The 12,709-nt window shown below is 73.5% G+C and carries 10 protein-coding genes, 1 tRNA gene and 1 other RNA gene; 9 read left to right on the top strand and 3 right to left on the bottom strand.

Annotated features, from left to right (window positions below; genetic code table 11):
* Positions 1-69 precede the first annotated feature (69 nt).
* Both ACFYZ3_RS30500 and ACFYZ3_RS30495 read left to right on the top strand, forming a co-directional pair.
* Positions 70-1,839 carry a copper resistance protein CopC gene (locus ACFYZ3_RS30500; protein ID WP_388524340.1) on the top strand — a complete coding sequence of 590 codons (1,770 nt, stop codon included), beginning with the start codon at positions 70-72 and terminating at the stop codon, positions 1,837-1,839.
* A gap of 216 nt (positions 1,840-2,055) precedes the next feature.
* A complete protein-coding gene (locus tag ACFYZ3_RS30495; protein WP_388524338.1) occupies positions 2,056-2,742 on the top strand; it encodes a hypothetical protein in 687 nt (228 codons plus the stop codon).
* Here ACFYZ3_RS30495 and ACFYZ3_RS30490 read toward each other — a convergent pair.
* Positions 2,739-3,872 (bottom strand): glutathione-independent formaldehyde dehydrogenase, encoded by a 1,134-nt coding sequence (locus ACFYZ3_RS30490; RefSeq protein WP_388524335.1) that lies wholly within the window; start codon positions 3,870-3,872, stop codon positions 2,739-2,741. The two genes, ACFYZ3_RS30495 and ACFYZ3_RS30490, sit on opposite strands and share 4 nt — an antisense overlap.
* Before the next feature lie 140 nt (positions 3,873-4,012).
* Here ACFYZ3_RS30490 and ACFYZ3_RS30485 point away from each other — a divergent pair, with 140 nt between their 5' ends.
* On the top strand, positions 4,013-4,204 hold the full coding sequence (locus ACFYZ3_RS30485; RefSeq protein WP_115743224.1) for a hypothetical protein: 192 nt from the start codon (positions 4,013-4,015) through the stop codon (positions 4,202-4,204).
* A gap of 36 nt (positions 4,205-4,240) precedes the next feature.
* Here the strand turns inward: ACFYZ3_RS30485 and ACFYZ3_RS30480 are convergent, their stop codons facing one another.
* A complete protein-coding gene (locus ACFYZ3_RS30480) occupies positions 4,241-5,077 on the bottom strand; it encodes an MIP/aquaporin family protein (RefSeq protein WP_361015595.1) in 837 nt (278 codons plus the stop codon).
* Positions 5,078-5,383: 306 nt separating this feature from the next.
* On the opposite strand from ACFYZ3_RS30480, the gene ACFYZ3_RS30475 reads away from it, so the two are divergent.
* Together ACFYZ3_RS30475 and ACFYZ3_RS30470 are read left to right on the top strand one after the other, a co-directional pair.
* Positions 5,384-5,866, top strand: coding sequence for an ATPase (locus ACFYZ3_RS30475; RefSeq protein ID WP_388524332.1), 483 nt, complete (start codon positions 5,384-5,386; stop codon positions 5,864-5,866).
* Complete coding sequence (locus ACFYZ3_RS30470; protein ID WP_361015467.1) at positions 5,863-6,198, top strand: metalloregulator ArsR/SmtB family transcription factor; 336 nt, start codon at positions 5,863-5,865, stop codon at positions 6,196-6,198. Before ACFYZ3_RS30475 ends, ACFYZ3_RS30470 begins: the two co-directional genes overlap by 4 nt.
* Positions 6,199-6,323: 125 nt before the next feature.
* On the opposite strand, the gene ACFYZ3_RS30465 is transcribed toward ACFYZ3_RS30470, so the two are convergent.
* Positions 6,324-6,411 (bottom strand) — tRNA-Ser (locus ACFYZ3_RS30465).
* 73 nt (positions 6,412-6,484) lie between these two features.
* Between ACFYZ3_RS30465 and ffs the strand changes: the two genes are divergently transcribed.
* The 4 genes from ffs (at position 6,485) to ACFYZ3_RS30445 (ending at position 12,630) form a co-directional block, all read left to right on the top strand.
* Positions 6,485-6,581, top strand: an RNA gene (gene ffs / locus ACFYZ3_RS30460) — signal recognition particle sRNA small type.
* A 45-nt stretch (positions 6,582-6,626) separates the two neighbouring features.
* Complete coding sequence (locus tag ACFYZ3_RS30455) at positions 6,627-8,969, top strand: DNA polymerase III subunit gamma and tau (protein WP_388524329.1); 2,343 nt, start codon at positions 6,627-6,629, stop codon at positions 8,967-8,969.
* A 140-nt stretch (positions 8,970-9,109) separates the two neighbouring features.
* The gene (gene purD / locus ACFYZ3_RS30450) at positions 9,110-10,360 is read left to right on the top strand and encodes a phosphoribosylamine--glycine ligase (protein ID WP_388524326.1); all 1,251 of its coding nucleotides are present in this window, start codon (positions 9,110-9,112) and stop codon (positions 10,358-10,360) included.
* Between the two features lie 317 nt (positions 10,361-10,677).
* Positions 10,678-12,630, top strand: coding sequence for a hypothetical protein (locus tag ACFYZ3_RS30445; protein WP_388524323.1), 1,953 nt, complete (start codon positions 10,678-10,680; stop codon positions 12,628-12,630).
* The last annotated feature ends 79 nt before the right edge of the window (positions 12,631-12,709 follow it).

Raw genomic sequence — 12,709 nt, 5'->3', positions numbered from 1 at the left:
GACCTACGGGCCTCCCAGGACCGCCAGGACCTCCAGGCCGGCCAGCCCGGCCGGGGAGTCCGGCGGCTGGTGCTGTTGGGCGCCGTGCTGGTCCTGCTCCTCCTCGGCGGCGCTGGACCGGCGTCCGCCCATGCCGCCCTCGGTTCCACCGACCCCGCCGACGGAACGGTCCTCCAGCGGGCCCCCGGCCACGTCACCCTGACCTTCAGCGAGTCCGTCGGCCTGCGCGACGACTCCTTCCGCGTCCTGGACCCGGGCGGTCACCGCGTCCGCACCGGGGCGGCCGGGCACGCGGACGGCCGGTCCGACACGGCCGGGGTCACGCTGCCGGACGGACTGGGGGAGGGCACGTACACCGTGGCCTGGCGGGTGGTGTCCGCCGACAGCCACCCGGTGTCGGGCGCGTTCACCTTCTCCGTGGGCAAGCCGTCGCAGACGTCCGCACCTGTGGACACGGGCCCCACCGAGGACCCGCTGACCGCGACCCTCCACAAACTCGCCCGCTACCTCGCCTACCTCGCCGCCGCCCTGCTCATCGGCACCGCCGCCTTCGTCGCCCTGTGCCGCCCGCCGGACCCGGCACGGTTGCGCCGCCCGCTGGTGGCGGGCTGGTGGACCCTGCTGGCGGCCACCGTCGCCCTGCTGATGCTGCGCGCCCCGTACGAGGCGGGTACGGGCCCGTCGTCGGCCCTGGACGCCGACGCGCTCGCCGACACCCTCACCGCGCGCCCCGGCGTGCTGCTGCTGATCAGGCTGGCGCTGCTGGCCCCGGTCGCGCTCTTCCTCGTCCGGGTGGCCCGCGCGGACCGGCGGGGGGAGCGCACCCCCCTCGCCGGCGCGGTGGGCATCGCCCTGGCCGTCGGCCTCGCCCTGACCTGGGCCGCCGCGGAACACGCCTCCGCCGGTATCCAGGTGCCTCTCGCGATGACGTCCTTCACCCTGCATCTGCTCGCCACCGCGGTCTGGCTGGGCGGCCTCACCGCCCTGATCCTCACCCTGCGCGCCACCACGGACGCCGCCACCGTCGCCCGCTTCTCCCGCGTCGCCTTCGCGTCCGTGACCGTCCTGGTGACGACCGGCGTCTACCAGTCCTGGCGCGGCCTCGGCTCCTGGCAGGCGCTCACCGGCACGACGTACGGCAGGCTGCTGCTGGTCAAGGTGCTCCTGGTGGCCGTTCTGCTGGCCGTGGCGGCGGTGTCCCGGAGATGGACGACGGCGCTGGTGACGGAGCCTGCCGCCGTACGCGAGCCCGACCGCGCGCACGAGCGGGTACCGCAACCGGCGGGCGGCCCGCCGCCGGAGCCACCGCGGCGACCGCACCCGCCGGCTGCCGGCACCGGGCCCGAGCCCGCCCTCCGGCGCGGCCTGTACCGGTCCGTCCTCGTCGAGGCCGTGGTCGCTGCCGTCGTGCTGGGGATCACGACCGTGCTCACCGCCACCGTGCCCGGCCGTGCGGCGGACGACGCGGCGCGGGCGGCCGTACCGGCGGGCGGGGTGCTGCCCGCGTCGGTCACCACGATCCCGTTCGAGATCGGCGCCTCGGGCCGCGGCACGGTCCAGATCACGCTCGACCCGGGCCGCACCGGCGACAACGCCGTCCAGGCCGTCGTCTTCGGCCCCGACGGCAGCCTGGCCGCCGTACCCGAACTCCGCCTCTCCTTCACCCTCCCCGACAAGGACGTCGGCCCCATCGAGGCGGACCTGGTCGACCGGGGCGGCTACTGGAGCGCCAACACCCTCACGCTCCCGCTCCCGGGCACCTGGACCATGAGGGCGACGGTCCGGGTGTCGGAGATCGACCAGGTGAGCGAGACCCGGCGGATACGGGTGGAGCGGTAGACGACGGACGGATTGCCGAGACACGGCAGCCGTAGGCCCTTCTGGTTGCCGTCCTGCCTCGTTGTTTTCCGGGTCCCCGTGGACGGAAGCTGACGGGGAAGGGGGCGGACGATGAGGTCGAGGGCGACGGCACCACGGGAGACGACGGCACCACGGGCGTGGGCCAAAGCGCGGATCACGGACGGGCGGTCGCCTGGCCGGGCACGGCGCACAGGGGTGCTGCTGATCCTGCTGGCCCTGGCCTCGGCGGCAGCATGCTGGCTCACGTTCGCCCGGTGGCTTCCCTCCGACGGCGAGCGCTACCAGGACTACCGAGCAGCCGAGCCCTGCTCCTCCGGCGCGCTGAACCGGGGGGACACAGACTGCCTGAGCACCTGGCACCTCACCGTGGAGAAGACGGAGAACAGAACCGCCGGCAAGGAGTCCGTGCACGACGCGACCCTGACGTACCGGGACTCGTGGCGCCGAACCGTGCACCTCGACGGCTCGGGACCACTCCTGGAGCGGCTCGGGCCCGGCGACCGGGTCACGGCCACCGCCTGGCGCGGCGAGATCATGGAGCTTGGCAAGGACGGCGTGCGACAGGACACCTTGGAGGCGCCCCGCGACGAACTCCAGATGAACGCCGCCGCCGGTGTGCTCGCCGGGCTCCTCGCCGCACAGTGCCTCGTGTTCGGTGTGGTGCGCCTGGTCAGGCCGCTGGACCACGAACCGCTGACCTGGGAGCCGTACGGCAGGCGGTTGCTCTTCGGCCTCGTCGGCGTGAGCTTCGCGGTGGGCCTGTCAGCGGTGTGGACCGGCATCCCGTGGGGGACGGTGCCTCTGGTCGCCGTCCCCCTGGCGGTGTGCGTGGCGCTGTGGTTCCGGCTGCGCCTGCGTCCGCGCCCGCTTCCGCGCGGCTAGGGGTGCAGGACCACCTTCGTGTAGCCCTCGATCCGCTTGTCGAACTTGTCGTAGCCGGACGGCGCCTGGTCCAGGGGCAGTTCGTGGGAGACGACGAAGCTCGGCTCCGCCCTGCCCTCGATGATCATGTCGCGCAGCTGGCGGTTGTAGCGCTTCACGTTGCACTGACCCGTCCCCACCCGCAGGCCCTTCTCGAAGAGCTTGCCGATCGCGACGAGGAGCATGCCCTGCTTGGCCTGCTCGTCGGGACCGCCCGGGTCGGCCGGGACGTAGAGCCCGGGAACGCCCAGGGCCCCGGTCGGCCGGACCGTGTTGACCAGCGAGTTCAGGACGGTCGCCGGTTCCTCCTTGCCGGTCCCGCCCGCCGTCGCCTGGTAGCCGACGGCGTCCACGCCCTTGTCCGTGCCGGCACCCTCGGTCTGCTCCTTGATCTGCTCGACCGGGTCGCCCGCGGAGAAGTCGACGGGCACCGCTCCGATCTCCTCGGCCTTCCGCAGCCGCTCCGGGACGCGGTCGACGACGAACACCTTCTTCGCGCCGCGCAGCAGTGCCGAGTAGGCCGCCATGAGCCCGACGGGACCCGCCCCGTACACCGCGACGCTCTCGCCGGGACGCACACCGGCGAGTTCACAGCCGTGGTAGCCGGTGGGGAAGATGTCGGCGAGCAGGATGAAGTCGGTCTCGTGCGCGTCGCCCTCGGGCAGCTTCAGGCAGTTGAAGTCGGCGTACGGGACGCGCAGGTACTCGGCCTGGCCGCCCTGCCAGGGCCCCATGGACACATAGCCGTACGCGCCGCCCGCGAAGCCGGGATTGACGGTCGTGCAGTAACCCGTGTACCCGGCGGCGCAGTTGGTGCAGAAGCCGCAGGCGACGTTGAAGGGCATGACCACGCGGTCGCCCTCCTTCAGGCCGGTGACGCCCTGCCCGACCCGGTCGACGATCCCCATGTTCTCGTGACCGAAGACGATGCCGGGCTCGGCCGCCGTGCGCCCCTCGTACATGTGCAGGTCCGAGCCGCAGATCGCGGTCGACGTGACGCGGACGATCACGTCGTTCGGATGCTGGATGTCCGGCTTCTCGACGTCTTCGACCGCGACAGAGAACGGTCCTTTGTAGACGACAGCCTTCATGGTCGTGACCTCCGTCCGCGCGCGGATTTCCGTGACCCATCTCTCATGGTTCTCCGCTCGACGAGAGGGGGCAAGTCGGTAATCTCGGGAATCTCGGGCGAACGAGACGCCCGCCGCGCACCGCGAAAGGAGGCCAGAGGGTGTCAGCGCAACGACTGGGAACTCTGCTGGTTCCCGTGCCGGGTCTGTCCGGCACCACCTACCCGCCCGGCACGACGGTGACCGTCCGGGGCCGCGGCGCCACCGTCGACGCCTTCGTCAACGGTGACTGGCTTCCGCTGTCGTGGTGGGAGTTCTCCGACGGCCTCCGCGAGGACGTCGCCGACCGCTAGACCGCCGGAGATCCTCCAGCCGCCGAGGCTCCTCGGTCAGGAGGGCTCCTCGGTGGCCGGTCCTTCCTCGCGGTCGGTCAGCCTGGCCTTCAGCACCGGACTGATGAGCAGGTCGTACACCAGGACGCCGACGACGCCGCCGATCAGCGGGCCGACGATGGGGATCCACCAGTAGCCGCTGAACCACTGGAAGGTGCCGGGCAGGGCGATGTCGCCCCATCCTTCGAAGAAGGTGAACAGGCGGGGGCCGAAGTCGCGGGCCGGATTGATCGCGTATCCGGCGTTGGTGCCGAAGGTGAGGCCGATCGCGACGACGACGAGCCCGATGAGGAACGGGTGCAGGTTGGACATCGGCGCCGTGTTGCGGGTGTCGATGAGCGCGCAGATCAGCAGGAGCAGGATCCCGGTACCCACGATCTGGTCGAGCAGGGGACCCCACCAGGAGTCTCCGAAGTACTCCGCGGGGAACGTCGCGAAGATCGAGTACGTGTTCAGGGACGTCTCCCGTGTCTCGCCCGCCTTGGCGATGGCCGCGTCGATCGCCCACCGGTAGCAGGCGTACACGAGCGCGGCGGCGACGAAGGCGCCCACGACCTGGGCGAGCCAGTAGGGCAGGACCTTCCGCCACGGGAAGTCCCGCCGTACCGCGAACCCGAGGGTCACCGCGGGGTTGAGGTGCGCCCCGCTGATGCCGCCGGCCACGTAGACGCCGAACACGACGGCCAGGCCCCATCCCCAGGAGATGATGAGCCAGTTGGCGGGCCCGAAGTCGGCGGTCTGCCGACCCGAGCCCGGCAGTCCGGCGACCGCGACGGCCACCGATCCGACGCCGAACAGGATCAGGACGAACGTCCCCAGGAACTCGGCGCACATCTCACCGCCGAGGCCCTTTCGATAACCGCGTCGATGAACAATGCGTTCGGCCACCGGCCCTCCTTCACTGGAAACGGAACAGACCAATCCGCTCCATACCCGCAAAGCGGCCCCCGGGCGGCTCAACCGGGTGAGAGCACGGCATGACCCCGCGAGACTCGCCCTCGATGGAGCAATGCAGGACACGAGGTGCAACCGACAGGTTGCTAATCAGGCCTCGATGTGCAACCGTTTAATTGCAGTACAGGCCGGCACTCGGCAGTAGTACGGAGAAAGGGACGCATCATGAATGAGTCGGCACATTCCGTGACAGAGGCGGCCGAGCTCGACCGGATCGCCCGGCAGATCGACATCGACGCCCCGGCCGACCGGGTGTGGGAGCTGGTGGCCCGCCCCGGCTGGTACGTCAACGACGGCGCGGTCGAGGCGGACCAGGACGTGCGGTACGAGGGCGACACGGCGGTGGTGCGCCATCCCTCCCTCGGCGAGTTCCGGTTCCGGACGGTGGAGCTGGACAGGCCGCGCTACGCGGCGTTCCGGTGGATCGGCACCCCCTTCCGCGACGAGTCGGCCCCTTCGACCCTGGTCGAGTTCTGGATCGACGAGCGGGACGGCGGCGGGGTGACCCTGCGGGTGGTGGAGAGCGGGTTCTCCGGCCTCGCCGACGACCCGGCGACCTGGCTCGAGCAGCGCGAGGGCAACGACAAGGGCTGGATCACCGAACTGGCCGCGGCGAAGGCGTACGCGGAGCAGGCCACGCCTGCCACGCCCGCCACGGGGCACCGGTGACCGCCCCCGCGCTGCCCGCCGTGTGCGCGGCGCTCGGCGACCCGACGCGCTGGGAGATACTCGCCCGGCTCGGCGAGGCCCCGGTGTCGGCCTCCGAACTGGCCAGGGTGCTGCCGGTGAGCCGGCAGGCGATCGTCAAGCACCTGGAGGTGCTGCGCGAGGTCGGCCTGGTCGAGTCCGAGCGGCGCGGACGCGAGGTCGTCCACGTCGCCGTCGGCGCCCGCCTCGGCGCACTGGCCCGCGAACTCGACCGTATCGGCCGCTCCTGGGAGACCCGGCTGCTCCGGATCAAGACCCTGGCGGAGCGGCCCGAAGCGGACCGACCGGACTGACGCACCTCGACCGACGCACCTTCGGCCGACGCACCTTCGGCCGAGGCACCTCGCACTCCGGCGCACACGACGAAGGGCCCCACCGCGAACGGTGGGGCCCTTCGACATCGTGCCCGGTGAGGCACTGGCGGAGGATACGAGATTCGAACTCGTGAGGGGTTGCCCCCAACACGCTTTCCAAGCGTGCGCCCTAGGCCTCTAGGCGAATCCTCCGCCGAGAACATTACATGACGCCGGGGAGTGCTTGCGAACTCGTTCTGAGGCCCCCACATCGGGTAACGTGTGGCCCAGCCCCTCACGCGGCGCTATCTGACTGAACTCCCCCAGGGCCGGAAGGCAGCAAGGGTAGGTCGGCTCTGGCGGGTGCGTGGGGGGCGTCTCCTTTGCGGGCGGTCCGGTTGTCGGTGGGCGCCTATAACCTCGTATGCGTGTCGTCTCTCGCGCTCTACCGCCGTTACCGCCCGGAGTCCTTCGCCGAGGTCATCGGGCAGGGGCATGTCACCGACCCGCTGCAGCAGGCGCTGCGGAACAACCGGGTCAATCACGCGTACCTGTTCAGCGGTCCGCGCGGCTGCGGCAAGACGACCAGCGCCCGGATCCTGGCCCGCTGTCTGAACTGCGAGCAGGGCCCCACGCCGACCCCGTGCGGCGAGTGCCAGTCCTGCCGCGACCTCGCGCGGAACGGGCCGGGCTCGATCGACGTCATCGAGATCGACGCCGCCTCGCACGGTGGCGTGGACGACGCCCGTGACCTGCGCGAGAAGGCCTTCTTCGGGCCCGCGTCCAGCCGGTACAAGATCTACATCATCGACGAGGCCCACATGGTCTCCCCGCAGGGCTTCAACGCCCTGCTGAAGGTCGTCGAGGAGCCGCCGGAGCACCTGAAGTTCATCTTCGCGACCACGGAGCCCGAGAAGGTCATCGGGACCATCCGGTCGCGGACCCACCACTATCCGTTCCGGCTCGTGCCGCCCGGCACCCTGCGCGACTACCTCGCCGAGGTGTGCGGCCGGGAGGGGATCGCGGTCGAGGAGGGTGTGCTCCCGCTCGTCGTGCGGGCCGGGGCGGGGTCCGTGCGTGACTCCATGTCCGTCATGGACCAGCTCCTCGCGGGCGCCGGTGCCGACGGTGTGACGTACGACATGACCACCGCCCTGCTCGGCTACACGGACGGCTCGCTGCTCGACTCCGTCGTCGAGTCCTTCGTCTCCGGGGACGGCTCCGCCGCCTTCGGGGTCGTGGACCGGGTGATCGAGGGGGGCAACGACCCGCGTCGCTTCGTCACCGACCTGCTGGAGCGCCTGCGTGACCTGGTGATCCTCGCCGCCGTGCCCGACGCGGCGGAGAAGGGGCTCATCGACGCCCCCGCCGACGTCGTGGAGCGGATGCAGGAGCAGGCCCGGTCCTTCGGCGCCGCCGAGCTGAGCCGCGCCGCCGACATCGTCAACGAGGGGCTCACCGAGATGCGCGGCGCCCACTCGCCGCGCCTCCAGCTGGAGCTGATCTGCGCGCGCGTGATGCTGCCCGCCGCGTACGGCGACGAGCGGTCCCTGATGGCCCGGCTGGACCGGATCGAGCGCGGGGTGCAGTTCTCGGCCGGTGCGGGCGCTCCCGCCATGGGGTACCTGCCCGGACCCGAGGCGCACGCCGGTGCGGGTGCCGCCGTGCCCGCCGCGGCTCCGGTTCCGCCGGGCGGCGGGCCCGCCGCGGCCCGTGCGGCGGTACGGGGGCAGGGCGCCGGGACCCCGGCGGGCGCGCCGGGCGGCGGCCCTTCCGCCGACGCGGCTGCCGGTGCCGGTGCTGGGACCGGTCCTGCCTCCGATGCGGGTGGGCCCCCCACCGGTGGCGGACACCCGCAGGCCGCGCCCTCCGCCGCCGATGCCACTCCTGCGCCTGCCCCGCCTCCGCCTGCGACCCCCTCACCTGCCTCCGCGCCCGCCCCCGCCCCTGCCCCGGCACCCGCGCCGGGTGCCTGGCCGACCGCGGCCCCCGCGGGTGGTGGGCGCCGCCCCGGTGGGTGGCCCACGGCGGCACCGGCGGGCGGTGGACAGCCCCGGACCCCGGCTGCTCCCGCATCCGGCCCCGCCGCGGCTCCGGCCCAGGCGCCGGCTCCCGCGGCGGCCGCCCCCGCGCCCGTCTCACCGCCGCCGGGTGCTTCCGGGGTCGACCCCCGTTCGCTCTGGCCCAACATCCTGGAAGCGGTCAAGAACCGCCGCCGGTTCACCTGGATCCTGCTCAGCCAGAACGCCCAGGTGACAGGCTTCGACGGCACCTCACTCCAGCTCGGGTTCGTCAACGCCGGCGCCCGTGACAACTTCGTGAGCAGCGGCAGTGAGGACGTGCTGCGGCAGGCCCTGGCCGAGCAGTTCAACGTGCAGTGGAAGATCGACGCGGTCGTCGACCCGTCCGGCGGCGGCGCGGCACCCCCGCCCGCCGGTGGTCCTTCCGGCCCCTCCGGCGGCTACGGCGGATCCGGGGGCGGCGGTTTCGGCGGGGGTTCCGGTGGCGGTGGCGGCATCGGCGGGGGCGCGCCCGCCCAGCGGCCGTCGGCGTCCGCGTCCACGCCCGCCGCGCCACCTCAGGCCTCCGCGTCGGCCCCGGCGCCCGCTCCCGCCCCTCGGCCCTCGGCACCCGAGCCGCCCCCGGTCTCCCCCGAGGACGACATCCCCGAGGACGACGACCCGGACCTCGACGAGTCGGCTCTCTCCGGCAAGGAGCTCCTGGTCCGCGAACTGGGCGCGACGGTGGTCGAGGAGATCACGAACGAATAGCCTTCCGCCGTCGGTCTTGCGCCGTCGGTCTCCCCCCGTCGGTCCTGCGTCGGGCCTGGAGGAAGGTATGAGTCCCCGCCTCCCGTCCCTTCGGAAGCCCGCACAAACCGCAGCGGCCCGTTCCCATTAGGCTTCACCCCGTGAAGGTCCTTGTCATCGGCGGCGGCGCCCGCGAACACGCCCTGTGCCGTTCCCTGTCCCTCGACCCCGACGTCACCGCGCTGCACTGCGCACCCGGCAACGCCGGTATCGCCGAGGTCGCCGAACTGCACCAGGTCGACGCCCTCGACGGCGCGGCCGTCACCGCGCTGGCCACCCGGCTCGGCGCCGAGCTGGTCGTCGTCGGACCCGAGGCGCCCCTGGTCGCCGGGGTCGCCGACGCCGTCCGCGAGGCGGGCATCCCGGTCTTCGGCCCCTCGGGGGAGGCGGCCCGGCTGGAGGGCTCCAAGGCCTTCGCCAAGGACGTCATGGCCGGCGCGGGCGTGCCCACGGCCCGCTCCTACGTCTGCACGAACCCCGCCGAGGTCGACGCGGCCCTCGCCGCCTTCGGCGCGCCCTACGTCGTCAAGGACGACGGGCTGGCCGCGGGCAAGGGCGTCGTCGTCACCGACGACGTCGAGGCGGCCCGCGCACACGCGAACGCCTGCGACCGCGTCGTCGTCGAGGAGTTCCTGGACGGCCCCGAGGTCTCCCTCTTCGCCGTCACCGACGGGGAGAACGTCCGCCCGCTCCAGCCCGCCCAGGACTTCAAGCGCGCCCTCGACGGCGACGAGGGTCCGAACACCGGCGGCATGGGCGCGTACTCGCCGCTGCCCTGGGCCGACCCGAAGCTGGTCGACGAGGTCGTGCAGAGCGTGCTCCAGCCGACCGTCGACGAGATGCGCCGCCGCGGGACCCCGTTCTCCGGGCTCCTGTACGCCGGGCTCGCGATCACCTCGCGCGGTGTGCGCGTGATCGAGTTCAACGCCCGTTTCGGCGACCCCGAGACCCAGGTCGTGCTGGCCCGGCTGAAGACCCCGCTCGCCGGACTGCTGATGGCCGCCGCCACCGGCAACCTCGCCGACCTCGAGCCCCTGCGCTGGAGCGACGAGGCGGCCGTCACCGTGGTCGTCGCCTCGCACAACTACCCCGGCACCCCGCGCACCGGTGACCCGATCACCGGCCTCGGCGAGGTGGCCGCCCAGGACGCCCCGCACGCCTACGTGCTGCACGCCGGCACCCGCGCCGAGGGCGACGCCGTCGTCAGCGCCGGGGGCCGGGTCCTGTCCGTCACGGCCACCGGCGCCGACCTGACCGAGGCCCGCGACCGCGCCTACCGGGCGGTCGCCCGCATCGGTCTCGACGGCTCGCAGCACCGCACCGACATCGCGGCGAAGGCGGCGGGCGCGTAGCCCCCAACCTCCCCACGTCTCTCCGGTCACCGAACCCGGCAGGCCCCGGCTCCGTCCCAGGAGTCGGGGCCTGACCTTTGCTGTCCGTCTCCACCTTTCCCCAAAGCCATTCCATCGGGTGACCGATGGGCCATACGGCTGACGGGGGCGGGGGCCCCAACTATGGTGCCGCGCAAGCGTTCCGGCACTTGGCCCACCGGCATTGCGATGTCAGTGCCGGGTGCCACAGTGGGTGGAGTGAGCAAGAGCGGAAGCACGCAGGAGCAGCAGGACGGTCCAGGACAGACAGGACAGCGATGAGGGGGTGAGGTCCGGCCGTGACCGGTATCGGTGGTGTGGAGATGGGTGCTCAGGCCGCGCGTTCCCGGGCACTGGCGGTGCTGCGGATCCGCAGCCGCGCGCTGGCCGTGGCCCTGCTGCCCGCCGCCGTCGCCGTGATCCTCCTCGTCGGCGGCTCGACCGGGCACCTGGCGGGGTCCGCCTGGGACGTCCTGCGCTGGGTCGTGTCCGTCCTCGCGCTGCTCGTCCTGTCGGCCGCCGCCGGAGTCGCGCTGGTCGTGGCCCGCTCCCGGCCCGCCGTGACTCCCACGGTCACGGTCGCCGAGGAGTCGGCGCCCGACCTCTACCGGCTGGTGCGCGACCTGGCCGACCGCCTCGACGTCCCCGCGCCCTCCGCGATAGCGCTGACCCCGGACTGCGACAGCTGGCTGGAGGACCGCACCCACCCGGCCCACGGCCCGCCCCCCGTGGAGAAGCACGACGACGACCTGGCCGGCCTGAGCGGGCCCGCCCACCGCCGGGGCGCGGCCGCCGCGCCCGTCCTGGTCATCGGCTCACCGTTCCTGTGGTGGATGCGGGTGGGCGAGCTGCGCGCCGTCCTCGCCCCGGTCGTCGCCGGTACGGGGCCCTCGGCGCACCCCGACATAGCCGCGGCCCGGCGTTTCATACGGGGCCTGGACGCCGCGGTGGCGGTGGCCTCGGCGGGCCGGCGGGATCCGCTGTCCCGCGTGGCGTGCGCGGGCCTCGGCTGGGTGTCCCGGCTGCTGCTGCGCAGCTGCCGGGGCCACGCGACCGAGATGGAGCGCGGGGTCGCGGCCGCGGCCGCCGAGCGTGCACAGGCTGTGGACTACGGTCTGCGGATCGTCGCGCAGGAGCAGGTCGGGCTCGCCTACGCGGGCTGGGACCGGTTGCTGACCCGGGTGGCGCTGCCCGCCTGGCGGATGGGCCGCTGGCCGTCCCGGCTGGACGTCGGTGTCGTCGCCGCCCTCACGGAGCTGTCGCGCCGGGACCGCCTGGCCGAGGGCTTCGCCTCCCGCCTGGGCGAGCGCCCCGCCTGTGACCTGCTGGAGGAGCCCGGGGTGATGGACGAGGCGGTCTCGCTCCTCGCCGCGCGTCTCTTCCACGGCGGGCCCGCCGAGACCGGCCCGGACTGGTCGCCGGTGGGGTGGGAGGAGTATCCCGAGGAGGTCGTCGACCGGACCTGGCGCACGGACGCGGCCCGTCTGCACCGCGTGCTGGACACCCTGGGCGTCCGCCGCGCCGCCGAGGGCGTGGCGGCGGGCACGGACGGCCCGACCCTCGCCCGCGTCCTGGACCACCTCACGACCCCGGACACCGCGGTCACCGTCACCCCGGCCGCCGGCGCCGACGCGGCCGCCGAGGCGGCGACGGAGGCATCGGCCGGGGGCGGCGCCACTGCCCGGCCGGGGGACGCGGGCGGCGCGGACGCCCCCGTCGGCACCCCGCACCCCCCTGCGCCGTACGCCGACCACGAGGTTCCGCACGTGCCGTACGCCGACCACGCCGCCGCCGATGAGAACGACGAGGACGATCTCGCCGGCACCACCGCCCGTGGCGCCGCCCTGGCCGTCGGGCTCAGTGCACAGCTCGCCCGGGAGGAGGCGGAGGCACGGCCCGCCGCGGCCGGGGCCCCCTCGCAGCCCCCGCAACCGGGAGCCGGAGCCGGGCCCGACGCGGCCCTCTGGGACGACCGCGCGCTCCCCCTCCTCCCGCTGCAACCCCCGCGCACCGGGCGCGAGATCCTCACCGCGCACATCACGGCGATGGTGTGCTGCGCGGCGATGGACACCGCCGGGGCGGCCCCCGGCCTCGACTGGCTCGACGGTCCCTCGCTCGTCTTCGACGGTGCCCGCACCGCGGACCTGGCGCCCAGCGTGCTCAGCCTCGTCGAGTCCGGCGACCCGGGCCCGCTGCGCGCCTGGATGACCGACCTCGGCATACGTCCCGAGAAGCCGGTGCGCCTGGTCTGACCCCCGGCTCCGACGAATCGGACCCTCCTATTCCACTTTCGGCCAGTTCGCGACGAACAGTGACAGCCCGCGTGCGAAA

It is taken from the genome of Streptomyces sp. NPDC001599, assembly GCF_042893535.1.
Lineage (GTDB): Bacteria > Actinomycetota > Actinomycetes > Streptomycetales > Streptomycetaceae > Streptomyces.
This window is presented reverse-complemented; position numbering and strand designations above follow the sequence as displayed.